This is a genomic window from Streptomyces sp. NPDC048441, assembly GCF_043200235.1.
In the GTDB taxonomy this organism is placed as follows: domain Bacteria; phylum Actinomycetota; class Actinomycetes; order Streptomycetales; family Streptomycetaceae; genus Streptomyces.
In genome coordinates, this window is sequence record NZ_JBICXM010000001.1 from 831,752 (window position 1) to 854,680 (window position 22,929).

Annotated in this window: 21 protein-coding genes, 1 pseudogene and 1 riboswitch; of the genes and pseudogenes, 11 read left to right on the forward strand and 11 right to left on the reverse strand. The window is 70.9% G+C overall.

Translation table 11 applies throughout. The annotated features are described in order from the left end of the window. Position 1: 1 nt before the first annotated feature. The 3 genes from ACGFSB_RS03705 to ACGFSB_RS03715 all read right to left on the reverse strand — a co-directional run bounded on the left by ACGFSB_RS03705 (position 2) and on the right by ACGFSB_RS03715 (position 3,240). Positions 2–685: an SCO2322 family protein gene (locus ACGFSB_RS03705; RefSeq protein ID WP_393393438.1), complete on the reverse strand. Its 684-nt coding sequence runs from the start codon at positions 683–685 to the stop codon at positions 2–4. Further along, entirely contained in the window at positions 682–1,902 is a 1,221-nt protein-coding gene (locus ACGFSB_RS03710; RefSeq protein WP_393393440.1) for a prenyltransferase/squalene oxidase repeat-containing protein, read from the reverse strand. The genes ACGFSB_RS03705 and ACGFSB_RS03710 overlap by 4 nt, the downstream gene beginning before the upstream one ends. Positions 1,903–2,046: 144 nt before the next feature. Then, a riboswitch (cobalamin riboswitch) is annotated at positions 2,047–2,126 on the reverse strand. A gap of 79 nt (positions 2,127–2,205) precedes the next feature. Continuing rightward, on the reverse strand, positions 2,206–3,240 hold the full coding sequence (locus ACGFSB_RS03715) for an MBL fold metallo-hydrolase (RefSeq protein WP_393393443.1): 1,035 nt from the start codon (positions 3,238–3,240) through the stop codon (positions 2,206–2,208). Between the two features lie 185 nt (positions 3,241–3,425). Here ACGFSB_RS03715 and ACGFSB_RS03720 point away from each other — a divergent pair, with 185 nt between their 5' ends. The 6 genes from ACGFSB_RS03720 to ACGFSB_RS03745 all read left to right on the forward strand — a co-directional run bounded on the left by ACGFSB_RS03720 (position 3,426) and on the right by ACGFSB_RS03745 (position 11,997). Next, the gene (locus tag ACGFSB_RS03720) at positions 3,426–4,892 is read left to right on the forward strand and encodes an aldehyde dehydrogenase (RefSeq protein WP_393393445.1); all 1,467 of its coding nucleotides are present in this window, start codon (positions 3,426–3,428) and stop codon (positions 4,890–4,892) included. Next, positions 4,892–5,125, forward strand: a complete 234-nt coding sequence (locus ACGFSB_RS03725) for a ferredoxin (protein WP_383320179.1) — start codon at positions 4,892–4,894, stop codon at positions 5,123–5,125. Before ACGFSB_RS03720 ends, ACGFSB_RS03725 begins: the two co-directional genes overlap by 1 nt. Positions 5,126–5,400: 275 nt before the next feature. Continuing rightward, entirely contained in the window at positions 5,401–8,031 is a 2,631-nt protein-coding gene (gene lanKC / locus ACGFSB_RS03730) for a class III lanthionine synthetase LanKC (protein WP_393393448.1), read from the forward strand. A gap of 45 nt (positions 8,032–8,076) precedes the next feature. Then, on the forward strand, positions 8,077–8,202 hold the full coding sequence (locus ACGFSB_RS03735) for a SapB/AmfS family lanthipeptide (protein WP_393393451.1): 126 nt from the start codon (positions 8,077–8,079) through the stop codon (positions 8,200–8,202). A gap of 127 nt (positions 8,203–8,329) precedes the next feature. Continuing rightward, positions 8,330–10,060 carry an ABC transporter ATP-binding protein gene (locus tag ACGFSB_RS03740; RefSeq protein WP_393393454.1) on the forward strand — a complete coding sequence of 577 codons (1,731 nt, stop codon included), beginning with the start codon at positions 8,330–8,332 and terminating at the stop codon, positions 10,058–10,060. Continuing rightward, complete coding sequence (locus tag ACGFSB_RS03745; RefSeq protein WP_393393457.1) at positions 10,057–11,997, forward strand: ATP-binding cassette domain-containing protein; 1,941 nt, start codon at positions 10,057–10,059, stop codon at positions 11,995–11,997. Before ACGFSB_RS03740 ends, ACGFSB_RS03745 begins: the two co-directional genes overlap by 4 nt. On the opposite strand, the pseudogene ACGFSB_RS03750 reads toward ACGFSB_RS03745, so the two are convergent. Further along, positions 11,923–12,165 (reverse strand): annotated as a pseudogene (locus ACGFSB_RS03750) (LuxR C-terminal-related transcriptional regulator); the annotation flags it as partial. The gene ACGFSB_RS03745 and the pseudogene ACGFSB_RS03750 overlap by 75 nt on opposite strands. Before the next feature lie 467 nt (positions 12,166–12,632). Further along, positions 12,633–13,268 (reverse strand): TetR family transcriptional regulator, encoded by a 636-nt coding sequence (locus ACGFSB_RS03755; protein ID WP_393393459.1) that lies wholly within the window; start codon positions 13,266–13,268, stop codon positions 12,633–12,635. Between the two features lie 246 nt (positions 13,269–13,514). Between ACGFSB_RS03755 and ACGFSB_RS03760 the strand changes: the two genes are divergently transcribed. From ACGFSB_RS03760 to ACGFSB_RS03770, 3 genes are read left to right on the forward strand one after another with little or no spacing between them, the layout of a single operon-like run. Next, the gene (locus tag ACGFSB_RS03760) at positions 13,515–14,903 is read left to right on the forward strand and encodes a glycosyltransferase family 4 protein (protein ID WP_393393462.1); all 1,389 of its coding nucleotides are present in this window, start codon (positions 13,515–13,517) and stop codon (positions 14,901–14,903) included. Next, the gene (locus tag ACGFSB_RS03765; protein ID WP_393393465.1) at positions 14,903–15,700 is read left to right on the forward strand and encodes a methyltransferase domain-containing protein; all 798 of its coding nucleotides are present in this window, start codon (positions 14,903–14,905) and stop codon (positions 15,698–15,700) included. The genes ACGFSB_RS03760 and ACGFSB_RS03765 overlap by 1 nt, the downstream gene beginning before the upstream one ends. Further along, positions 15,697–16,791 carry a prenyltransferase gene (locus tag ACGFSB_RS03770; RefSeq protein ID WP_393393468.1) on the forward strand — a complete coding sequence of 365 codons (1,095 nt, stop codon included), beginning with the start codon at positions 15,697–15,699 and terminating at the stop codon, positions 16,789–16,791. The genes ACGFSB_RS03765 and ACGFSB_RS03770 overlap by 4 nt, the downstream gene beginning before the upstream one ends. 20 nt (positions 16,792–16,811) lie before the next feature. On the opposite strand, the gene ACGFSB_RS03775 is transcribed toward ACGFSB_RS03770, so the two are convergent. Beyond that, positions 16,812–17,102 (reverse strand): hypothetical protein, encoded by a 291-nt coding sequence (locus ACGFSB_RS03775; RefSeq protein WP_393393471.1) that lies wholly within the window; start codon positions 17,100–17,102, stop codon positions 16,812–16,814. A gap of 121 nt (positions 17,103–17,223) precedes the next feature. Here ACGFSB_RS03775 and ACGFSB_RS03780 point away from each other — a divergent pair, with 121 nt between their 5' ends. Beyond that, positions 17,224–17,784 (forward strand): hypothetical protein, encoded by a 561-nt coding sequence (locus tag ACGFSB_RS03780; protein ID WP_393393836.1) that lies wholly within the window; start codon positions 17,224–17,226, stop codon positions 17,782–17,784. A gap of 42 nt (positions 17,785–17,826) precedes the next feature. On the opposite strand, the gene ACGFSB_RS03785 is transcribed toward ACGFSB_RS03780, so the two are convergent. From ACGFSB_RS03785 to ACGFSB_RS03805, 5 genes are all read right to left on the reverse strand, one after another. Beyond that, positions 17,827–18,147: a hypothetical protein gene (locus ACGFSB_RS03785; RefSeq protein WP_393393474.1), complete on the reverse strand. Its 321-nt coding sequence runs from the start codon at positions 18,145–18,147 to the stop codon at positions 17,827–17,829. A gap of 52 nt (positions 18,148–18,199) precedes the next feature. Beyond that, the gene (locus ACGFSB_RS03790) at positions 18,200–19,216 is read right to left on the reverse strand and encodes an LLM class F420-dependent oxidoreductase (RefSeq protein WP_393393477.1); all 1,017 of its coding nucleotides are present in this window, start codon (positions 19,214–19,216) and stop codon (positions 18,200–18,202) included. Positions 19,217–19,324: 108 nt separating this feature from the next. Beyond that, the gene (locus tag ACGFSB_RS03795; protein WP_393393839.1) at positions 19,325–20,200 is read right to left on the reverse strand and encodes a hypothetical protein; all 876 of its coding nucleotides are present in this window, start codon (positions 20,198–20,200) and stop codon (positions 19,325–19,327) included. Between the two features lie 158 nt (positions 20,201–20,358). Next, positions 20,359–21,357: an N-acetylmuramoyl-L-alanine amidase gene (locus tag ACGFSB_RS03800; protein WP_393393480.1), complete on the reverse strand. Its 999-nt coding sequence runs from the start codon at positions 21,355–21,357 to the stop codon at positions 20,359–20,361. A 139-nt stretch (positions 21,358–21,496) separates the two neighbouring features. Next, positions 21,497–22,141, reverse strand: a complete 645-nt coding sequence (locus ACGFSB_RS03805; RefSeq protein ID WP_393393483.1) for a class I SAM-dependent methyltransferase — start codon at positions 22,139–22,141, stop codon at positions 21,497–21,499. Positions 22,142–22,274: 133 nt separating this feature from the next. Here ACGFSB_RS03805 and ACGFSB_RS03810 point away from each other — a divergent pair, with 133 nt between their 5' ends. Then, positions 22,275–22,919 (forward strand): CatB-related O-acetyltransferase, encoded by a 645-nt coding sequence (locus tag ACGFSB_RS03810; RefSeq protein WP_393393486.1) that lies wholly within the window; start codon positions 22,275–22,277, stop codon positions 22,917–22,919. The last annotated feature ends 10 nt before the right edge of the window (positions 22,920–22,929 follow it).

Here is a 22,929-nt window from a genome sequence, read left to right on the forward strand (position 1 = left end):
GTCAGCCGCGTCGGCGGCGTGCCTGCCAGACGGCGGCCCCGCCGAGCAGGGCGATGGCGGCCACGCCCGCGATCAGGCCGAGGGAGGGACCACCGGAGTCGCTCTCCTTGTCGGCGGACGCACTGGACTTGCTCGCCGTCGGCTTCTTCTCGGACTGCCCGTCGCCCGAGACCTGCTCCCCGCAGCCCGACTTCGGGTAGTCCGCGATGGCGCACAGCAGCGCGTTGGGGTCGTAGCGCAGGGGCTTGGCCACCGCGGCAAGCGCGTCCGCGCTCGTCGCGTCGTCCGCGACCTGCGCGCAGGCGGTACGCGGCTTCGGCGGGGTCTCGCCGCCGGGGGCGTCACCCGGCGTACCGAAGTCGATGACCAGGGCGACCCGCTTGCGGTCGTCCTTGGCGGGGGTCCTGGCACAGATGGTGCCGAAGTCCGCGGTACCGCCACGCGGCTTCGCGGAGTCCTTCGAGTCCTCGGACACGGAGAACCGGAAGCCCTGGACGGCACCGTCGTCGGGGCGCGCGGTGCTCGGCCCCTGGCTCGCGTACGTCCACTTGGCGCCGTCACGGTCCCAGAAGGACCAGTAGCGGTAGCCGGCGGCCTGGGCGGGGGCGGCGGCGATGACGCCGAGCAGGGCGGCGACGAGCGCCCCGATCAGCAGGCGCCCGCACCGCACGCGACCCCGCGTCACAGCTGCTGCTTCTTCTTGTTGCCGCTGTACAGGAAGCCGATGCCGATACCGGCGACCATGCCGACGCCGATGATCCACCAGATGCTCAGGCCACCGTCGTCGTCACTGTCCTTCTTCTCGTCGGCGGCCTTTTCGGCCGACTGCGGGGCAGGACCCGTCGCGTTGAGCTGCTTGACCAGGTCCGCGCCGCCGAAGTCGCGCGGGTCGAGGCCCGACGCACGGGCGGCGAAGATCAGCTGGGCGTAGGCGGCGGGGCCTGACTTCTTGGCCCAGTCCGCGGAGTTCTTCGCCAGCCACTCGGCCGACTTCTCGGCCTGCTCAGGCTGACCGGCCGCGGCGAGCGCGAGCACGGAGTCCGCGGTGTTGCCCAGGTCGGGCATGTTCTTGGCGCCGGGCATCGAGGACATCAGGTGGTCGTCGCTCGCGGCGAGGGTCTTCAGCAGGTAGCCCGTGCCGTTCGAAGCCGCCTGCTCGGCGGTGTCCGCCTTCTCGCACTGGGGAGTGGCAGCCGCCTTCTTGGCCGGGTCCACGACCAGGCCCTTGCCGTGGGCGCCCAGGACACCGGCCGCCGTGGCGTCCGCGTTCGGCGCGAGCTTGCCGGACTTCATGTCCGCGAGGCCGAAGGCGCCGCCGTCTTTGCCGCAGCTCATCGAGAGCGCGGGCAGCGCGCTGTACGGCGTCTTGCCGCTCTGGGCCTTCACCCCCTCCGGCTTCTCGCCCGTCGCGGCGAGCGCGCCGATCACGATGCCGGTGGAGTTGGCGTCGGAGGGCAGACCCGGGCTGTAGCCCCAGCCGCCGTCCTGGTTCTGCACGGACTTCAGCCAGCCGACGCTCTTCTTGACCGTCTTGTCCTGGCCGCCGAGCGCGGCGAGCGCCTGCACGGCGGACGCGGTCATGTTGCTGTCGACCATGGTCTTGGAGTCGCACGGCTCGCTCGCGTCGGCGCGGTACGCGGCGAAGCCGCCGCTCGCGCACTGCTGTCCCGTGAGCCAGTCGATGGACTTCGCGGCGGGCTTCACGCCGGCCGAGTCCTGGGCGAGCAGGGCATAGGACTGCCGGAACACCCCGTCGAACTTGGGGTCCGCGTCGCCGTACAGACCGGAGGGAAGCGCGGCGGACGGCGACGGGGACGCGCTCTGAGCGAAGGCGGCCGGGGCGGCTGCCGACCCGAACACGGCGACGGCGGCCAGGACCGCTGCGCTGCGGCGAACGTTCATGATGCGGCGGGTGCCTCTCCCTGCGGGGAGCGGGGCAGCACGGGCACGTAAGGGGCACGGGCACCGGGCGGCTCCGGCTCCGTATACCTCGACGGTGCCACTCATCGGGGGCCCCGATGAAGCGAGCCGGTCATGCTCCGGGCGGGGCAATCCGGCTCTCCGCTGGGCCTTGAAGGCCGCGGATAACGGCTGCGGGTCAGCGCCGGATTCGCACCGGCTTCCCCCCGTACGGGCATGATGACGACGGGGTCACTCTACCGGCCCGTAGGGGAGGCGGCCCGTGGCGCCTGCCCCCGCCCGGGGTCACACCGCCCGATAGCGCACCGGATCATGGCCCACCGCCTCCGCGCGCCCCAGCTTCACCAGGCGCCGCACATGGGCCTCCGCCTCGGAGACCGCGATGTTCCGCGAGCCGTAGCGGATCTCGGCCCAGGGGCGGTTCCACTCCATCTGCTCGGCGAGCTGCCAGGGGGTGAGGGGCTCGGCGAGGAGGGCGAGCAGGTCCGTCAGGCGGTCCTCGTGGTGGGCCAGGATCTCCCGCACGCGGGCCGGGGCGTCTGTGAACGCGTACTGGTGGGCCGGAAGCACCTCGGCGGGGCCCAGGCGGCCGATGCGCTCCAGGGAGTCGATGTAGTCGCCGAGGGGATCGGTGATGGTCTCGTCGTCCGGGTCCTCGTACAGGCCGATGTGCGGAGTGATCCCGGGGAGCAGATGGTCACCGGAGAACAGGCGGCCGTGGCCCGGCAGTTGAGCCGGGTGCTCCTCCTCCAGGTGCAGGCAGACGTGGCCTGGGGTGTGGCCGGGGGTCCAGATCGCGCGGAGCCTGCGCCCCGGCAGGTCGATCAGCTCGCCCGGCGTGATGTCCCGGTCGGGGAGCGCGGCGGCCATGCCCGGAAGCCGGGGCGCGCGGCCCGCGTCACGGGCGGCGAGCAGGGGGGCCAGGTGGTCTGCGGGGGCGCCCGCGGCCGTCAGCTTCTCCACCATGTAGTCGAACCAGCGCGCGGGCGGCCCGGTCCGCGTGCGGCGTACGACCGACGCGTCAGCCTCGTGCATCGCGATCCACGCGCCCGACGCCTCGCGGACCTTGGCGGAGAGGCCGTGGTGGTCGGGGTGGTGGTGGGTGATGACGATGCCGTGCACCGCGTCGACGGACGTACCGCAGGAGGCGAGCCCGGTGGCGAGGGCGTCCCAGGACGTGGGGTCGTCCCAGCCCGTGTCGATGAGGACCGGGCCGTTGTCGGTGTCCAGGAGGTGGACGAGGGTGAAGCCAAGGGGATTGTCCGGGATCGGGACCTTGATGCTCCATACGCCCCCGCCGTGCTCGGTCACCTGCGTCATCGGGCGCCCTCTTCTTCTCTCGTCCGTAACTAGAACTAGTTCCAATGATCGCCTAAGTCGACTGTTTCGTCAGGCTACTTGAGTCTTGCCCTCCGTGGACTACTGGAACTAGAACTGGTATCAGTTCTGAAACAGTGTCAGAAAGCGTGCCGCGTACGGCGGAATCCCGCAGGAGGCAGTCAGCCATGACCGAGATCGTGGAACACGGACAGCTTTTCATCGGCGGAGAGCTGGTGGACCCCCTCGGCAAGGACGTCATCGAGGTGGTCTCCCCGCACACCGGCCAGGTCTTCGCGCGGGTGCCGCACGCCGCGCCCGCCGATGTCGACCGGGCCGTCGCCACTGCGCGCAAGGCGTTCGACGAGGGACCCTGGCCCCGGATGACGCTCGACGAGCGGATCGAGGTCATCACCAGGATCAAGGACGCGTTCGCCGTACGGCACGAGGAGATCGCCCGCGTCATCAGCTCCGAGAACGGCACCCCGTACACATCGAGCGTGATGGTGCAGGCCCTCGCCGCGATGATGGTCTGGGACTCGGCGCTCACAGTCGCGCGGAACTTCACGTACGAGGAGGCACGCGACGGAGCGCTCGGCAAGATCCTCGTCCGGCGTGAGCCCGTCGGCGTCGTGGCGGCCGTGGTCCCCTGGAACGTCCCGCAGTTCACCGCGGCGGCCAAGCTCGCGCCCGCGCTGCTCGCCGGGTGTCCCGTCATCCTCAAGACCTCGCCGGAAGCGCCGCTCGACGCGTACATACTCGCCGAGATCGCCACCGAGGCCGGGCTCCCGCAGGGCGTGCTGTCGATCATCTCGGCGGACCGCGAGGTGAGTGAGTACCTCGTCGGGCACCCCGGCATCGACAAGGTGTCCTTCACCGGCTCCGTCGGCGCGGGCAAGCGCGTCATGGAGGTCGCGGCGCGCAACCTCACGCGCGTGACACTGGAGCTGGGCGGCAAGTCGGCCGCGGTGATCCTGCCGGACGCGGACGCGGCGTCCGCGGTCGCGGGCATCGTCCCCTTCTCCTGGATGATCAACGGCCAGGCGTGCGTGGCCCAGACCCGCATCCTCGTGCCGCACTCGCGCTACGACGAGTTCGCCGAGGCCTTCGCCGCCGCGGCCTCCGCGCTCAAGGTCGGCGACCCGCTTGATCCAGAGACCGAACTCGGCCCGCTCGTCGCCAAGCGCCAGCAGCAGCGCTCGCTCGACTACATCCGCATCGGCCAGGAGGAAGGCGCCAAGATCCTTACGGGCGGCGGGCGTCCGGCCGGACTCGACGACGGCTGGTACGTCGAGCCGACGCTCTTCGGCGGCGTGGACAACTCGATGCGCATCGCCCGCGAGGAGATCTTCGGCCCCGTCATCTGCCTTCTTCCGTACGGCGACGAGAGCGAGGCCGTGAAGATCGCCAACGACTCCGACTACGGACTCAGCGGCAGTGTGTGGACGGCGGACACGGAGCGCGGCATCGACATCGCGCGGCGGGTGCGCACCGGAACGTACTCGGTGAACACCTTCAGCCTCGACATGCTCGGCCCGTTCGGCGGCTACAAGAACTCCGGTCTGGGGCGGGAGTTCGGGCCCGAGGGGTACGGCGAGTACTTCGAGCACAAGATGATCCACCTGCCCGCGGGCTATGAGGGGGCAGGTGCCTGATGGGTGACCGCTGGCACGTCGAGGTGGACCGGTCCGTGTGCATCGGCTCCGGGATGTGCGTGATCACGGCGCCGGGCGGCTTCACGCTCGACTCCGCCCGTCAGTCGCACCCCGCGGACCCCGAGACCGACGCCAACGAGAAGGTGCTCGAGGCGGCCGAGGGGTGTCCGGTCGAGGCGATCACCATCACGCTGGCGGACAGCGGGGAGGTCGTCTTCCCGCCGGAGGATTAGGGGGACTAGGAGGAGTTGCAGCAGGTACGTGTGCGCCGGGCGGGCTCAACTCCTTGAGCCCGCCCGGCGTTTGAGTAACCAGGAGAGTGCCTTCGCTTTTGTGATGCTAAGGCCAACGCTCCGTGCGAATGCCGTGAGCGTTATGTGCGCTCGAACGTGTGCGAACACGACTTTACGTATGCGTTCCGCATGGCGATCCGATGACATCCGTGACTGTCCGCCCCCCTTTGCGGCGTGGAAATCTCTCTGCCACACCACCTGGGGAGGGGGACGCCGTGGACAAGCGGTACGAGGTCTACTGTCTGGCCGACAGGCACTTCTACGAGACTCCGGACCGCTTGTCCGCGGGCGTGAGCGCCCCCGAGTTCGAGACGGCGGGACGCGCGGTCCCGCAAGGCTGGCGCTCGGCCCGCGCCGGCGACTGGCTGACGTTCGTCCCGCTCGACGAGGACGGCTCGGTGCGGCCCGCGCCCCAGCAGGGCTGGAAGATCCACGTGTCCGCCACGCTACGGAACGCGGACCGGGCAGCGGCGGCGGTATGGGACTACTGCGTGCCGCGCGGCATCCCCTTCAAGTTCATTGCGGGACGGGCCCTGCTCCACCTGCGCAACAGCAAGTACGCGGGGCGGGACGGCAGCGGGAAGTTCGCGACGATCTACCCGGCCGACGACGAGCAACTTCACGCGATCTTGCGGGAGGTGGGGCGGACTCTCGAAGGTTCGGAAGGTCCGTACATCCTCACCGACCTGCGCTGGCAGGAAGGCCCGCTCTACGTCAGATACGGCGCCTTCACCCGCCGCGTGTGCGTCAACGAGCGCGGCGCCCTCGTCCCCGCCATCGAGGACGACCGCGGCACGCTCGTCCCCGACCCGCGCGACCCCGCCTTCAAGGTGCCCGCATGGGTGACGCTGCCGTCGTTCCTCGAACCGCAGCTCGCCGCGCGCAACAACACGACGGTGACCGACCTGCCGTACCGCATGGAGAAGGCGCTGCACTTCTCGAACGGCGGGGGTGTCTATGTGGGCACCGACACCCGCGACGGCCGCAAGGTCGTCCTGAAGGAGGGCAGGCCGCACGCGGGCCTCGCCTCCGACGGGGCAGACGCCGTGGCCCGCCTGGAGCGCGAGCGGGACGCGCTGGGGAAGCTGGCGGGGCTCGGCGTCGCGCCCGAGGTGCGCGACTGGTTCGAACTCGGCGGCCACCGCTTCCTCGTCATGGACTTCATCGAGGGCCGCACCCTCAACTCCTTCTTCGCGGACCGCCATCCGCTCTGCGTCAGCGAACCCGACCCCGAGGCGATCGCCGCGTACACGGACTGGGCGCTGCACATCCACCGAGCCGTCGAGGAGGCCGTCGCCGCCCTGCACGGGCGGGGCGTCGTCTTCAACGACCTCCACATGTTCAACATCATGGTCGCGCCCGACGAGAAGTCCGTCGCGCTCGTCGACTTCGAAGCGGCGACCTCCGTGGGCGAATCGGGGCGCCAGGTCGTCGCACACCCCGGGTTCCTGGCACCGCCCGACCGCACCGGCACCGACATCGACCGCTACGCCCTGGCCTGCCTGCGGCTCGCACTCTTCCTGCCCGTCACCACGCTGCTCGGCATCGACCGGGGCAAAGCGGCACATCTCGCCGAGGTGATTGCCCGTCAGTTCCCTGCTGTGCCACGAGAGTTCCTCGACGGTGCGGTGACGGAGATCGGGCGGGAGACGGCGGCCCCGCGGCAGGCGTATGCGGCCGGGGCCGGTGCGCTCCCCGCCGAGCTGGGGGACTGGCCGCACAGCAGGGACTCGATGGCCAAGGCCATCCTCGCGTCGGCGACGCCTGAGCGTGATGACCGGCTCTTCCCCGGCGACATCGCGCAGTTCTCCGACGGCGGCGGTCTCGGCCTCGCGCACGGCGCGGCCGGCGTGCTGCTCGCCCTCGCCGAGAGCGGCGCCGAACGCTACGAAGAGGGCGAGCGCTGGCTCCTGAAGCACACCGAACCCGCCGCGCAGGGCATCCCTCTCGGGCTCAACGACGGCCTCGCGGGCATCGCCCACGTACTCGACCGACTCGGCCACCACACGCGGGCCCTGGACCTGATGGAGCTCATCCTCCGGGAGAACTGGCAGCGGCTCCCCTCCGACTTCGACGGCGGCCTCGCAGGCCTCGGCCTCGTCCTTGACGCCCTCGCGCAGAGCACCGGCGAGGGCGGACTCGCCGGACACGCCTTGCGGGCGGGCGAGTTGCTCGGCGAGCGGCAGGGGCAGGGGCAGCGGCTCACGGCGGAAGGGCCGCCGAACGCGCGCCGCCGGGCAGGCTTGCAGCGCGGCGACACCGGCCCCGCACTGCTCTTCCTGCGGCTCTACGAGCGGACCGGTGACCCCGAATTCCTGGACCTGGCGGCGCGGGCCCTGCGCGCGGACCTCGCCCGCTGCGTGGCGCGGCCGGACGGCAGCCTCGGGGTGGACGAGGGGTGGCGCACGATGCCCTACCTCGGCGACGGCAGCGTAGGCATCGGGATGGTCGTCGACGACTATCTCGCGCACCGGGACGACCCGGAGTTCGAGGCGGCACGGCCCGGCATCCTGGCCGCCGCGCGCTCACGCTTCTGCGTGCAGCCCGGCCTGGTCCAAGGGCGGGCCGGACTCCTGCTGCACGTCAACCGCAGCACCACGCCGGGCATCACGCCCGAGGACGTCGCCGAGCAGATCGAGGGACTCGGCTGGTTCGCCATGTCGTACGAGGGCCAACTCGCCTTCCCAGGCCACCAGTTGCTACGTCTCTCCATGGACCTCCACACCGGAACGGCGGGCTGTCTCCTCGCCCTCGCCGCCGCGCTGGGGGACGGCCGCGCACACGTCCCCTTCCTGCCGCCGCTACGGCGGCCTCTGACCCGGTCCCGCCACACCGCGGGGTCGTGACACCACCCATAAGGACAGAAACGTCCCCAAAAGAGAGGGAAGATCATGGCGCTTCTCGACCTGCAGAGCATGGAATCCGACGAGATGACCGGTGGCGGCCACGGTGGCGGCGGCAGTCAGGTGAGCCTGCTCCTCTGCTGGAGTGCTGCCAGCGTGCTGCTCTGTCTGTGATGTTGCCCGTGCCTTCGCAGCACGGAATCTAATGGAACGGGCGGGCCTCTCCCTAGAGGTCCGCCCGGATCCGCCGACGTCACGGCCACTCCGCCACGGACACGAGGACTGCGAGGACCCGGACCGCATGGCGACCACGACCCCACGTCCGCATCACCAACACGACCACGACGCGGGCCTGTTGCGTGCCGCGACCCGCTACAGCGCCACCCGCTGCACGGCCATGGTGCTGTGCACCGTCGCGAGCGCGGGCGCGAGCCTCCTCCTGCCGCTCGCCATCGGCCGCGCCCTGGACGCCGTCCTGACCGGCCACGCGACCGGCGAAAGCGGCGGTGACGCCACCCGCTGGGTCCTCGTGTGCGCGGCTCTCGTCGCCGCGAGCGCCCTCCTGGACGCCTCGGAAAGCGTCCTCACCGGAACCACCAACGCCCGCACCACGGCCTGGCTGCGCGGCCGTGTCGCACGCCATGTGCTCGCCGTCGGGCCGCGCACCACCGCACGCTTCGCCCCCGGTGACCTGGTGGCCCGCCTCATCGACAACGCGGCACACGCGGGCGTCGCGCCCGCCACCCTCGCTGCCACCCTCGCCGCCCTGGTCACGCCCGTCGGAGCCGTGGTGGCGCTCGCCCTGATCGACGGCCGGCTGGCCGTGGTGTTCATCGTCGGGGCGCCCGTCCTCGTACTGCTCCTGCGGGCCTTCGTGCGCGTCTCCTCCGACTGTGTGGCGCGCTATCAGCAGGTCCAGGGGAGCATCGCGGGCCGCCTGAGCGAGGCGATCGGCGGTGCGAGGACCATCGCGGCCGCGCACACCGAGGACAAAGAGGCGGGGCGTGTCCTCGACGCCCTGCCCGAGCTCTCCCGCCAAGGCCACCGGATGTGGCGGGTACAGGGCCGCTCCCAGGCGCAGGCCGTCGCGGTCGCGCCGCTCCTACAGATCGCGGTCGTCGCGGTCGCGGGTCATCTGGTGGTCCAACAGCACATCAGCGTCGGTGAGTTGCTCGCCGCGTCCCGGTACGCGGTGCTCGCCACCGGGATCGGCGTGCTCGTCGGGCAGCTGGGCGCGCTGGTCCGGGCGAGGGCGGCGGCCCGGCGCCTCGGCGAGGTGCTCGCCGAACCGGTGGCTTCTTACGGAGAGGGTGAACTCCCGCTCGGGGACGGCCTGTTGGAGGTCCGGGGGATCAAGGCGACCCGTGGTGGACGCACCGTGCTCGACGGCGTCGATCTGACGGTGCCCGCGGGAGGCACGCTCGCCGTGGTCGGCCGCTCCGGTGCGGGCAAGTCGCTGCTCGCGTCCATCGCGGGGCGGCTCACCGACCCCGACGAAGGGGACGTACGCCTCGACGGTGTCCCCCTGCGCTCGCTCAGCCGCGAGGAGCTGCGCCGCGAGGTCGGCTACGCCTTCGAGCGGCCCGCGCTGCTCGGCACGACCCTGGAGGGCACCATCGGCTTCGGTGCCCCGCGCCCCGCGGCATCCCACATCCGCGAAGCGGCCCGCGCCGCCCGCGCCGACACCTTCATCACCCGCCTCCCCGACGGCTACGCCACGCCTTGCGCAGAGGCGCCCCTCTCCGGCGGCGAGGTCCAACGCCTGGGCCTGGCAAGGGCATTGGCCCGTGGCGGGCGGCTCCTGATCCTGGACGACGCGATGTCGAGCCTGGACACAGTGACGGAACACCACATAGCCGAGGCCCTGCTCCACCACACCCCGCACCGCAGCCGCCTGATCATCGCCCACCGTGCGGCGACGGCGGCCCGCGCGGACGCGGTGGCCTGGCTGCACGACGGCCGGATCCGGGCGGTGGGGTCGCACGAGGAGCTGTGGGAGCGGCCGGAGTACCGGGAGGTGTTCGGCGCGTGAGGTCGTCGCTCGGCGAGTCCTCGCCGCCCCCGAGCGACTCCACGCCGCCCCCGCAGGGCCCCTACCGCCGTGGCGTCCGCTTCCTGTGGCGCAGATGGCCGGTGGTGCTGCGGCTCGCGCTCTGGTCCGTCCTGGAGACCGGGCAGACCTTCCTCACCGGGTACGCCCTCGCGCGCGCCCTGGACGACGGATTCCTCGCGGGGCATGAGGCGGTCGGCCTGGGGTGGCTCGGCGGGGCCGCGCTCGGTGTGGTGGTCGCCGCGTACGGCACGGGGCGCGTGTACCGCGCGGTCGCCGACCTGGTGGAGCCGCTGCGGGACACCCTTGTACGGCAGGTCGTGGGGCGCGGACTGCGGGACGCGGACGGGGCCGCCGTGTCCCGGCTCACCCAGCAGGTGGAGATCGCCAGGGACACGTTCGCGGGCCTGGTGCTCGTGTCCCGCTCCTTCGTTTTCACGGCGGTGGGCGCCCTGGTCGGCCTGTTCTCGCTGGCTCCGCTCCTGCTCCTGGTGGTCGCTCCGCCGCTACTCGCGGGCATCGGCATCTTCGTGGCGACGCTGCGTCCGCTGGCCAGACGCCAGGAGACGTTCCTCGTCGCGAACGAGGGCATCGCCGGCCAACTGGGCGCGGTCTGCCCGGGGTTGCGGGACATCGCGGCCGCGGGCGCCGAGCGGGACGTGGCCGATGACCTGGACCGGGGCGTCGCCACCGAGTACGCGGCGGCCCGCAGCCTCGCCCGCTGGGGCATCCTGCGCGCGGCGGCCCTGACGACCGGCGGCCAGCTCCCGCTCGTCCTGCTCCTCGCCACGGCCCCCTGGCTCCTGGACCACGGAGTGTCGCCGGGCGCCCTGGTGGGAGCCATCGCCTACGTCACCCAGGCCCTGCTCCCCGCCCTGCACAACCTGATCCACGGCCTCGGCGCGAGCGGCTCCCGCCTGGCGATCGTCCTGCGCCGCCTGGCCTGGGCCCCGCCGGAGACGACGCCCGTGCCGCCCGAGGAGCTGTCCGCCCCCGGCCCCGAGGGCGAACCCGCCCTCCACCTCGCCTCCGTCAGCTTCGCTTACGGGCCGCGCGCGGAGCCCGTCGTACGCGATCTGACGCTCACCGTCCCCCGTGGTGGCCATCTGGCCGTCGTCGGCCCCAGCGGGATCGGGAAGTCGACGCTGGCCGGTCTGGTGTCCGGTCTGCTGGAGCCGGGGGAGGGCGTCGTCCGCGTGGACGGCCGGTCCGTGTACGGGCAGGGGGCCGTCGCGCGGCGGGTGTTGATCCCGCAGGAGGCTTACGTCTTCAGCGGATCGGTGCGGGAGAACCTGACGTACCTGCGCGCGGACGCGGTGTCGGAGGCGGTGCTGGTCGAGGTGTCGGACGAGGTGTCGGACGCCGGACTCCTCTCCGCCGCGCGAGCCGTCGGGCTCAGCGAGGTGATCGAGCGGCTCGGCGGACTCGACGCCCCCGTGGATCCCGCCGCGCTGTCCGCAGGTGAGCGGCAGCTCATCGCGCTGACCCGCGCCTATGTCTCGTACGCGCCCCTCGCCTTGCTCGACGAGGCCACCTGCCACCTCGACCCGGTGGCGGAGGCCCGCGCCGAGCGGGCGTTCGCGGCCCGCCCTGGCGGCACTCTGGTGGTGATCGCCCACCGCATCAGCTCGGCTCGCCGGGCGGACCGGATCCTGGTGATGGACGGCCCGCGCACCCTGTGCGGCAGCCATGAGGAGCTCATCGAACGCTCCTCGCTCTACCGCGACCTGGCCGGTAACTGGGGCCCGGTGAACGGCACTTCACACCCAGCCCTCCCCGCGCGAGATCCGTATGGCGTCGATCCTGTTGCGGGCCCCGGTCTTGCGGGTGATGGCGGCCATGTAGTTGCGCACCGTTCCGTTGGTCAGGTGCAGGCGGTGCGCGATCTCGGCGACCGGGGCGCCACCGGCGGCGAGTGAGAGAACCAGCAACTCCCGCTGGGTCAGCGGCATCTGAGAAGCCTTCAGGAAACCGAATCCAAGCGATTCGTCCACGAACCGCCGGCCGGCCGCGACCTGCCTGATCCCGGCGAGCAGCCGGTCCGGCGGGCTCGACTTGTCCACATAGCCCAGGGCGCCCGCCTCCATGCACCGGCGGAGCAGCCCTGGCCGGTTTCCGGTGACCAGGACGAGGAGCGGGCAGCCGAGGCCGCCGGTCACGGGATGGGAGTGCTCCCCGAACTCGGAGGACGCGTACGCCGCATCGCCGTCGGGGTCGACCACGCAGAGGTCGGGACGCACCGCGCCGGTACGGGCGCGGGCGCTGTGCCACGGTGCATGGAACACCTCCAGGTCCTGTTCACGGGCGAGTCGCTCCGCCAGGGCCGATCGCAGCAGACAGGCATCGTGCACGAGAAGTACCCGGATCACTCTCAGATCCTCCAGCTCCCCGCTGTCGGTTTCCGGTTGCTTCGTTCAGCACGTAGACCATTAATAGCCGCGCCGACCGCCCGCGCGGGCGCGAGAACTGGCCAAGCGGGAGGAGGAGAGGCTCGGGGGGCGCAATTGCCAGGCGAGTGTGCGCCCCGTGCGCCCCTGAATCGATGCCCGACGGGCTAAGCGGCCTCGGGCGACGTCAGGTCGATCAAGCGGCACACCATCTCGATGTCGATCTTGACCTGCGCGATCGAGGCCCGTCCCGAAAGCCAGGTGATCAGCGCCGAGTGCCAGGTGTGCTCGATGACCCGGACCGCCGAGAGCTGCTCGGGGGTCGGCGCCTCCGCCAGGCCCATCGCGTCCAGGATGATCGCTGTGGTCAGCCGCGAGACGGTGTCCACCTCGGGGCTCACCGAGCGGTCGGCGAAGGTCAGTGCCCGCACCATCGCGTCCGCCAGATGCGGTTCGCGCTGTAGGGCCCTGAAGGCCCGCATCAGCGTCTCGGCACACCGCTCGGCGGGCGTCTCACCGGCGGGCGGGCGCTTGCGGAGCGTCGTGTGCATGTGTTGCAGCTGGTCCTGCATGGTGGCGACCAGGAGATGCACCTTGGAGGGGAAGTAGCGGTACAGCGTGCCGAGGGCGACACTCGACGACTCGGCGACCTCGCGCATCTGCACCGCGTCGAATCCGCCCCTGCTCGCGAGTTGGGCGCTGGCGTGCAGGATCCGGCGGCGGCGCGCCTCCTGCCGTTCGGTCAGGGGTGGCGACGCCGGATCAGCTGCTGCGACTTCCGCTGCTTTGGCTTCCGCTGTCATATGTCCCGTTGTTCCGTAGTCCCGGTTTCGTTGTCCGGTTCAGATCACGTGGTCGGCCAGCATGGCAGGGCACCGGCCGTGGCGCGAATCACCTGATCCGAGCCTTACAGCGCGGCTACCTGCCGGTAGATTCAAAGCTCGTTCAGCGATCATTGAACAATCATTCAGCGATCAAGTCTGAAACTTGTTCTAGATTACCGTCCCGGCGTAACCTCGCGGACAACCGCAGGGAGAAGGGGGCCGAGAGTGACCGCTGAGGCCATGGAGGCGGGCCCCCGGACGGGGCCGGACGCCGATGGTGACCGTCCGTTGCGCATCGCTCTCCTCACGTACAAAGGGAACCCGTTCTGCGGGGGACAAGGCGTCTACGTACGGCATCTGTCCCGCGAGCTCGCCCGCCTCGGCCACAGCGTCGAGGTGATCGGAGCGCAGCCCTACCCCGTCCTCGACGAGGGTGAAGGTCTGGAAGGCCTCAAGCTCACCGAGCTGCCGAGCCTCGACCTCTACCGCTCGCCGGACCCCTTCCGCACCCCGAAGCGCGGCGAGTACCGCGACTGGGTCGACGCGCTCGAAGTGGCGACGATGTGGACCGGCGGCTTCCCCGAGCCCGCGACGTTCAGCCTGCGCGCCCGGCGCCATCTGCTGGCGAGGCGGGGCGATTTCGACATCGTGCACGACAACCAGACGCTCGGCTACGGCCTCCTCGGCGACCTCGGCGCCCCGCTCGTCTCGACGATCCATCACCCCATCACCGTGGACCGGCGGTTGGACCTCGACGCGGCGCCCGGCTGGCGGCGCCGCATGTCGGTGCGCCGCTGGTACGCGTTCACGCGTATGCAGAAGCGCGTCGCCCGCCGTCTGCCCTCCGTGCTGACGGTCTCCGGCACCTCGCGCCAGGAGATCGTGGAGCACCTGGGCGTACGCGACGAACGTATCCACGTGGTCCACATCGGCGCCGACACCGACCTCTTCTCGCCGGATCCGGCGATCGCCGAGGTGCCGGGCCGGATCGTGACCACGTCGAGCGCCGACGTCCCGCTCAAGGGCCTCATCTACTTGATCGAGGCGCTGGCCAAGGTCCGCGCCGAGAACCCCGCCGCCCACCTCGTCGTCGTCGGCAAGCGCGCCGAGGACGGCCCGGTGGCGCAGGCCATCGAGCGCTACGGCCTCGAGGACGCCATCGAGTTCGTCAAGGGCATCACCGACGCCGAGCTGGTCGACCTGGTCCGCTCGGCCCAGGTCGCCTGCGTCCCTTCGCTCTACGAGGGCTTCTCGCTGCCCGCGGCGGAGGCGATGGCGACGGGGACGCCGCTCCTCGCGACGACCGGCGGCGCGATCCCGGAGGTCGCGGGCCCGGACGGCGAGACCTGCCTCGCCGTGCCGCCCGCCGACCCCGGCGCGCTCGCCGCGGGCCTGAACCGCCTGCTGGGCGACCGCGAGCTGCGGGCCCGCCTCGGCGCGGCGGGACGTGAGCGCGTCCTTGCGAAATTCACCTGGGCCCGCGCGGCCCAGGGCACCGCAGAGCTGTACCGCGCGGCGATCGCCGCCGGAAGAAACGCCGCCCCGCGATCCGGCCGCCCCGCGGCCATCACCCCCGCGGCCACCACCCCGACGTACTCCGGGAGCCCTAGCTGATGCTGACCGTCGACTTCACCCGCTTCCCGCTCGCCGCGGGCGACCGCGTCCTGGACCTGGGCTGCGGCGCGGGCCGGCACGCCTTCGAGTGTTACCGGCGTGGGGCCCAGGTGGTGGCACTCGACCAGAACGGCGAGGAGATCCGCGAGGTCGCCAAGTGGTTCGCCGCGATGAAGGAGGCGGGCGAGGCTCCGGAGGGCGCGACGGCCACCGCGATGGAGGGTGACGCGCTCAACCTGCCCTTCCCCGACGCGTCGTTCGACGTCGTGATCATCTCCGAGGTGATGGAGCACATCCCCGACGACAAGGGCGTACTCGCGGAAATGGTCCGGGTGCTGAAGCCGGGCGGCCGCATCGCGGTCACCGTCCCGCGCTACGGCCCCGAGAAGGTCTGCTGGGCGCTCAGCGACGCGTACCACGAGGTCGAGGGCGGCCACATCCGCATCTACAAGGCGGACGAACTGCTCGGCAGGATGCGGGAAGCGGGCCTGAAGCCGTACGGCACGCACCACGCGCACGCGCTGCACGCGCCGTACTGGTGGCTGAAGTGCGCGTTCGGCGTGGACAACGACAAGGCGCTGCCGGTGCGGGCGTACCACAAGCTCCTGGTCTGGGACATCATGAAGAAGCCACTGGCGACGAAGGTGGCGGAGCAACTCCTCAACCCGGTCGTAGGCAAGAGCTTCGTGGCGTACGCGACAAAGCCGCACCTTCCGAAGCTGCCGCACCAGCCGAAGACCAACACGAAGACCAAAGCGAAGACCAACGCGAAGACCAACGCGAAGACCGACGCGTGACGAGCCCGGAGCGGACGGAACACCTGGTCCTGCCTGGCGTCCTGACGGCGGATCAGGCCACGCGGACCGTACGCGGCATCCTCGCCGTCCAGCGTGAGGACGGCGCGATCCCATGGTTCCGCGGCCACCACCTCGACCCCTGGGACCACACCGAGGCCGCCATGGCCCTGGACGCGGCGGGCGAGCACGCGGCGGCGGCGAGCGCCTACGACTGGCTCGCGCGGCACCAGAACCCGGACGGCTCCTGGTACGCGGCGTACGCCGACGGGGATCCGCACGACGTGACGGACCGGGGCCGCGAGACGAACTTCTGCGCGTACATCGCCGTGGGCGTCTGGCACCACTACCTCTCGACCGGCGACGACACGTTCCTGGACCGCCTGTGGCCGACAGTGGTGGCGGCGGTGGAGTTCGTTCTCGGGCTCCAGCAGCCGGGCGGCCAGATCGGCTGGAAGAGGGAGCCGGACGGTACACCGGTCAACGAGGCGCTCCTGACGGGCAGTTCATCGATCCACCAGGCGCTGCGTTGCGCGTTGGCGATCGCCGAGCAGCGGGAAGAAGCCCAGCCGGACTGGGAACTGGCAACGGGCTCCCTTGCCCACGCGATACGCAGCCACCCCGAGCGCTTCCTCGACAAGGACCGCTACTCGATGGACTGGTACTACCCGGTCCTGGGCGGTGCGTTGACGGGCGTGGAGGCCAAGTCCCGTATGGAGGAGGGCTGGGACCGCTTCGTGGTGCCGGACCTCGGCGTGCGCTGCGTCATCCCCAACAACTGGGTGACGGGCGGCGAGAGCGCCGAACTCGCCCTGGCCCTGTGGGTGTTGGGCGAGTCCGACCGCGCCCTGGAGATCCTCCAGTCGATCCAGCACCTGCGCGACCCGGAGACCGGCCTCTACTGGACGGGCTACGTCTTCGACGACAAGGCGATCTGGCCCGAGGAACTGACCACATGGACGGCGGGCTCCCTGCTGCTGGCCGTGGCGGCGCTGGGCGGCGACGAGGCCACCTGCGCGGTGTTCTCGGGCGAGCGGCTGCCGGTGGGGCTCGCACCGGAGTGCTGCGGGGCTCCGGCCGCCGGGGGTCAGTAGCGGCGCTCAGTGTCGGCGTCTCAGTAGCGGCGCAGGCGTCCCGCGATGGCGTGGCCGACGAGGACGTACACGAGAGCGGCGAGGCCGTAGCCCGCGACGACCCTGGCCCAGGCCTCGTCGAACGTGAACAGATCGTGTGACCAGCCCGCGAGCCAGCGAGCCACGTCGTGGACGACCTTGACGAGGTCGTTTGCGCGGTTCGCGTCGAGCAAGTACATCAGGATCCACAGTCCGAGGATGATGGCCATCACGTCCGCGACGACGACGATGATCCTCGCTGCCTGGCTGCCATGTGCTTGTCGGGTGGACATGAGGGGCGGGTACCGGGCCCGGCCCGGTTGAAACCCGTACGGGCTCGCCCGGGTGGCGGCCCCCGCTGTCCGGGGTGAGGCTGCCGGAAGAGCTGTCCACTCCGGGAGGTCCCCCGTGCCGCTGTCCGCAGTGTCGCTGTCCGCCGTGTCCGTACGCCGCTCGCTCGTCGCCCCCGTGCTCTGCTGCGCGCTGCTCGCGGGCGCGACGGCGTGCAATGACGACGACGCCAGTGACGCGGGATCCACGCCGTCCGGTACGAGCTCCGCGGAGAAGCAGAAGTTCGCCAAGACGCGGTTCGTGGCGAACGCGGGGATCGCGGCCGGGGCGACGTACCAGTGGATCGTGAAGCCCTTCCGCGCGGGAAAGTTCAAGAAGGGCGCCGACGGACGCAAGTTCGCCCTGGTCAAGGCGGGACTCGCCGGGACCCTCGCCTACAACCGCCTGAAGGCGGCGACGAAGAACGCGCAGGGCGACCCGACCCTGGCCAAGGCGGTGGCGCCGCTGACGGCGGGGATCGACGCACTGAAGGGACTCCCGTCGAAGCTGCGCAAGGGGGACTCGACGGATTCGATCGTCAGCTCGTTCGACGGGGTCATCAACTCGGTGAAGGGCGCGGGGAAGAGCGCGGGGGCGGAAGTGAAGGATCGGGTGCCGTCGGCCGGGGAGCTGGTCAAGGGCTGAACGTCGACTGTCGTGTTCCCCGACCTGAGCCGGGGAGCACGACTAAGCGGCGTGCCGGGCGAAAGCCAGTGACATCTCGTCGGCACCGATGGACATGTCCAGCTGCGCGTCGAGCGCCGCAGCCAACTGCCGTAGTAGCGGGAGCGTCGGGCTCGCGCCACCGCCCTCGATCTGCTCGGCCCAAGTGGAAGCGCAGTTCGCGCAGAGGACCTGGAGATGTCGAGCATGTGGTTCGCCGAGTGTCGTGGGCGCCGCTGCCAAGCGATCCGCGTGCCGCTCGACGGCGCGGTAGTGCTCTCGGGGGAGGGAGTCGAGCCAGGCGCGCACCTCGGGCTCGATCTCGACCTCGTACGGCGCTTCCATGAGGGCGAACGCAGGCCCGCTGAGCCGTGAGATCCCGCCAGGACAGATCGAGTCACCCGATCGTGTTCAGCTCCGCCAGCACACGCAGGGTGTGTGGATCCGGCGCAAGCACCAGCAGATCCGTCACAGGCCCCTTGCGCCACAACTCCAGCCGCTCAGCGATCCGTTCGCGAGGCCCGACCAGCGAGATCTCGTCGGCGAACTGATCCGGCACGGCAAGCACCGCCTCTTCCCGCCGCCCCGCGGCGAACAGCTCCTGAATCCTCCGCGCCTCCTCCTCGAACCCCATCCGGGCCATCAGATCCGCATGAAAGTTTCGCGCGGAGTGCCCCATTCCGCCGATGTAGAACCCCAGCATCGCCTTGACCGGAAGCAGCCCTTCCGCCACGTCGTCGCAGACCTTGGCCCGCGCCATGGGCGCGACCATGAACCCGTCCCGCGCTCCCTCCAGCGAGGCGGTGTACACATCGGCCCGCATGGGCGACCAGTAAAGAGGCAGCCACCCGTCCGCGATCCGCGCGGTCTGGGCGATGTTCTTCGGCCCCTCGGCCCCGAGGAGCACGGGCAGGTCGGCCCGCAGCGGATGCGTGATCGGCTTGAGCGGCTTCCCGAGCCCGCTGCCGTCATCGCCCTGGTAGGGGTGCGAGTGGAAGCGCCCGTCGAGGGCGACAGGCCCCTCCCGCCGCAGCACTTGGCGGATGACATCCACGTACTCCCGCGTGGCGGTCAGCGGCGATTTCGGGAACGGCCGCCCGTACCACCCCTCCACCACCTGCGGCCCGGAAAGCCCGAGCCCGAGCATCATCCGCCCGCCGGACAGGTGGTCCAGGGTGAGCGCGTGCATGGCCGTCGTCACCGGTGACCGCGCCGCCATCTGCGCGATCGCCGTACCCAGCTTGATCCGTGAGGTCTGGGCAGCGATCCAGGTCAGCGGAGTGAAGGCATCGGACCCCCACGCCTCCGCCGTCCACACGGAGTCGTACCCGAGCCGCTCGGCCTCTTGGGCGAGGGAGACGTGCTGCGGGTCGGGGCCGCGCCCCCAGTAGCCGAGTGCGAGTCCAAGGCGCATACCCCGATCCTCCCGTTCCTGACGGTTCGTCAGTTCAGTACAGGGTGGCGACTGTACGACAACGGCCCCCCGCCCGAAAGGGCGAGGGGCCGCGAGGTGCGGGAGAGATCAGCCGCGCTGAATCCCCGTGGTGTCCTGCAGCACGCCACGACGGCCGTCCTGCGTCTGGGCGACGAGGCCGGGACCGCGCTGCTCGACGGCCAAGTACCACGTACCGGGCGCCAGTTCGGCGATCGGCGTCGGCGAACCGTCCTCCGCGTACAGCGGACGCGGCACCGGCACGGCGAACCAGAACGGCGAGAAGTCACCGGTGGCCTGCGCCTGCGCGGGCGGCGGCGTCTGCTGCCCCGGCTGCGGCTGCCCCGGCTGCGGCTGACCCGGCTGGGCGCCGTAGGGCTGACCGGGCTGCGGCTGCCCCGGCTGAGCGCCGTACGGCTGGCCCGGCTGCGGCTGACCCTGCGCACCGGGGTAGCCGTAACCACCCTGCGGCTGGCCGCCGTAGGGCTGGGGGGCGGCGGGGCGGGGGGCACCGGCGAGGGCCGCCTTCAGGGCGGGGACGAGCGGGGTGGCGATGGCCGCGCCCGCGAGGACGAGGGCGGCGATCAGGCCGAGGACCAGGCCGGTTCCGGCGCTGGGCTCCTTGCCGCCGCCGAACCCGCCGAGCAGGTCGTCGAAGGCACCCATCGGGTCGATGATCGACCAGAAAGCGGTCCACGCCGAGAAGATGGTCAGGGCGACACCGAACTGCCCAAGGTCGAGCCCCACGACCTTGCTCGGCTGCGGCAGACTCCGAGCGAGCACGATCAGTGCGGCGCCGATGATGCCTGCGACGTACATCCCCATGACAAGGCCCAGGTTGTCCCAGGAGTTGGGGGCGTCGTCGCCGGAGGTGTCACCGTATGTGTCAAGGAACGAGGCGATGAAGAGCAACACCGCTGCTCCGATCACCACGCCGTCGCCTCGAGTGAGGGAGCGGAAATTCACTTCAGGTCCTTCGTCAGTCGTCTCGTCATCGGAGGCGTCGCTGTCGCCCCAGGTCGTGGCGTAAAGCGCGGGGATGGCCCCCCATCGTACGGAGGACATTATCGTCCGCACGGGTGGGGTGTCTGCTCGGGATAAAGACCTACCGGCCTACCAACCCGTTATCCGCGCAGGAAACTCACGATTCCATCAGAGATGCCCTGCGCGGCCTTCTGCCGCCACGTACCGCTGGTCAGCAGTGCCTCGTCCTTGGCGTCCCGCATATTGCCGCACTCGATGAAGACCTTGGGGACGGTCGACAGGTTGAGGCCGCCCAAGTCCTTGCGTACGTCGAGGCCGGTGCCGTCGCCGATGTAGTTCGAGGGGGCGCTGCCCGTCGCGCTCAGGAACTTGCCTGCGACGCGCTCGCCCAAGGCACGCGACGGAACGACGATCTTGGAGGTGTCCGCCGCACCCGACTTCACCGACGCGGGCAGGATCACATGGAAGCCGCGGTTGCCCGCCGCCGAGCCGTCGGCGTGGACGGAGACCACGGCGTCCGCGTGGGCGTTGTTGCCGATGCGGGCGCGCTCGTCGACGCAGGGGCCCCAAGGGCGGTCGCCGTCCTGGGTGAACTTGACCGTGGCGCCCTGCTTCTCGAGCAGCGTGCGCATACGGTGCGAGACGTCCAGGGTGAACTGGGCCTCGGTGTAGCCGTGGTTGGTGGAGGTGCCTGTGGTGTCGCACTCCTTGCTGTGCGTGCCGATGTTCACCAGGCGGTTGATCTCGGCGGTGTGCTTGCCGTTGCCCGGGTTGTGGCCGGGGTCGATGACGACGACCTTGCCCTTGAGGGGGCCGGAGGCGGCGGGGCGGCTCGAAGACTTCGGGGGCTTCGTCGAGCTCGGCTCGCCGCTGGCCTTGCCGTGGCCCTTGTCGCCCTTGTCGTCGTCCTTCTCGGAGGCAGACGGGGACGCCTTGTCCGACGACGAGCCCTGGGCGGACCGGCTCGACGAGGGGAGGGTTCGTGGCGGCTCGCTCCCGCCGGGCCCGCTCGTCGCCTCGTAGATGAGCCACCCCGCCAGGCACGTCGGCACCAGCGCGGCAAGCGTCACGGTGAGGGGGCCGCCGCTGAAGCGGCGGGGCGGGCGTGGGGGCTGCATTTCCGGACCTACGTACGACACGACTGCCACCTTACGGGGCGGCCACGTGCTCCGCAGTGCCCCCGGATTCTCCGCTACGTCGCTGCCTTGCGCCACTGCGATTTCCCTGCAACGGACACGCCCTGCGGAGATCCATCAGAAGGTCCCTGAGCCGCCTACGTCAGATCCCCGCTCCCGTTCGCCGCAGGACGCGCAGTGAGTCGGTTGCCGAGATCTCGGTGAACGCGCCTGACTCCAGGGCCCTGAGGTAGACGCGGTACGGGGCCTGGCCCGTCATGATGTCCGCCGGGTTCGGGAAGACGTCGTGGATCAGGAGCAGGCCGCCGTCCGCGATGTGCGGGGCCCAGCCCTCGTAGTCGCCCGTGGCGTGCTCGTCCGTGTGGCCGCCGTCGATGAAGACCAGGCCGAGCGGGCCGCCCCACGCCTTCGCCACCTGCGGCGAGCGGCCGACGATCGCGATGACGTGGTCCTCCAGGCCCGCGTGGTGCAGCGTGCGGCGGAAGGTGGGGAGGGTGTCCATCTGCCCCACCTCCGGGTCGACCGTCGCCGGGTCGTGGTACTCCCAGCCCGGCTGCTGCTCCTCGCTGCCGCGGTGGTGGTCCACCGTGATCGCCATGACGCCGGCCTCGCGCGCGGCCTCCGCCAGCAGGATCGTGGAGCGGCCGCAGTACGTGCCGACCTCCAGGAGCGGCAGGCCGAGCGTCGCGGCTTCCGCTGCCGCGTCGTACAGGGCGAGGCCTTCGCCGGTGGGCATAAACCCCTTCGCCGCTTCGAAGGCGGCCAGAATCTCCGGCTTGGGAGCCATGGGGGTTCCTCCCGGTCGTGAGGTAAAGCGATGGGGGTTCGTCTGCGGGCCGCCCTATGCTGCCGCATGGCCCGGCCGTTGACGGAGGCGGGGCCGTCACCAGGAGCGGGACCAGGAGTGGAAGGCGTAACCCATGAAACTCGTACCGGCTGATCCGACCGTGCTGCATCCGTTTCCGGACCAGCCTCGTGTCGTGCTGCTGAAGCCGTTGGTGACGTCTCCGTTGATCGAGGTGGGGGAGTACTCCTACTACGACGACCCGGATGACGCGACCGCCTTCGAGACGTGCAATGTCCTTTACCACTACGGGCCCGAGAAGCTCCGCATCGGCAAGTTCTGTGCGTTCGGCACGGGAGTGCGGTTCATCATGAACGGGGCCAATCACCGGATGGACGGGCCATCGACTTTCCCGTTCCCCATCATGGGGGGCTCGTGGAGCGACCACTTCGATCTGATCAGTGGGCTGCCGGGGCGGGGGGACACCGTTGTCGGCCATGACGTGTGGTTCGGGTACGGGGTGATGGTGATGCCGGGCGTGCGGATCGGGCACGGTGCCGTCATCGCCTCCGGATCGGTTGTCGTGGACGACGTCCCTGATTACGGGGTTGTCGGCGGCAACCCCGCCAAGCTGATCCGTACGCGGTACAGCGAGTCGGAGGTGGAGCGGTTGCTGGCCGCCGCTTGGTGGGACTGGCCCGCCGCGCACCTCACCGAGCACATCCGGACCGTGATGTCCGGGACGATCGATGAGCTGGAGAAGGTCGCGCCAGGGGGTTAGGGGCTTCTCC

What these genes read in the sequence shown, in the direction of transcription:
- ACGFSB_RS03710 (WP_393393440.1), bottom strand. Translation starts at nt 1,902, where the DNA reads ATGAACGTTCGCCGCAGCGCAGCGGTCCTGGCCGCCGTCGCCGTGTTC.
- ACGFSB_RS03715 (WP_393393443.1), bottom strand. Translation starts at nt 3,240, where the DNA reads ATGACGCAGGTGACCGAGCACGGCGGGGGCGTATGGAGCATCAAGGTC.
- ACGFSB_RS03720 (WP_393393445.1), top strand. Translation starts at nt 3,426, where the DNA reads ATGACCGAGATCGTGGAACACGGACAGCTTTTCATCGGCGGAGAGCTG.
- ACGFSB_RS03725 (WP_383320179.1), top strand. Translation starts at nt 4,892, where the DNA reads ATGGGTGACCGCTGGCACGTCGAGGTGGACCGGTCCGTGTGCATCGGC.
- ACGFSB_RS03735 (WP_393393451.1), top strand. Translation starts at nt 8,077, where the DNA reads ATGGCGCTTCTCGACCTGCAGAGCATGGAATCCGACGAGATGACCGGT.
- ACGFSB_RS03740 (WP_393393454.1), top strand. Translation starts at nt 8,330, where the DNA reads ATGGCGACCACGACCCCACGTCCGCATCACCAACACGACCACGACGCG.
- ACGFSB_RS03755 (WP_393393459.1), bottom strand. Translation starts at nt 13,268, where the DNA reads ATGACAGCGGAAGCCAAAGCAGCGGAAGTCGCAGCAGCTGATCCGGCG.
- ACGFSB_RS03765 (WP_393393465.1), top strand. Translation starts at nt 14,903, where the DNA reads ATGCTGACCGTCGACTTCACCCGCTTCCCGCTCGCCGCGGGCGACCGC.
- ACGFSB_RS03775 (WP_393393471.1), bottom strand. Translation starts at nt 17,102, where the DNA reads ATGTCCACCCGACAAGCACATGGCAGCCAGGCAGCGAGGATCATCGTC.
- ACGFSB_RS03785 (WP_393393474.1), bottom strand. Translation starts at nt 18,147, where the DNA reads ATGGAAGCGCCGTACGAGGTCGAGATCGAGCCCGAGGTGCGCGCCTGG.
- ACGFSB_RS03790 (WP_393393477.1), bottom strand. Translation starts at nt 19,216, where the DNA reads ATGCGCCTTGGACTCGCACTCGGCTACTGGGGGCGCGGCCCCGACCCG.
- ACGFSB_RS03805 (WP_393393483.1), bottom strand. Translation starts at nt 22,141, where the DNA reads ATGGCTCCCAAGCCGGAGATTCTGGCCGCCTTCGAAGCGGCGAAGGGG.
- ACGFSB_RS03810 (WP_393393486.1), top strand. Translation starts at nt 22,275, where the DNA reads ATGAAACTCGTACCGGCTGATCCGACCGTGCTGCATCCGTTTCCGGAC.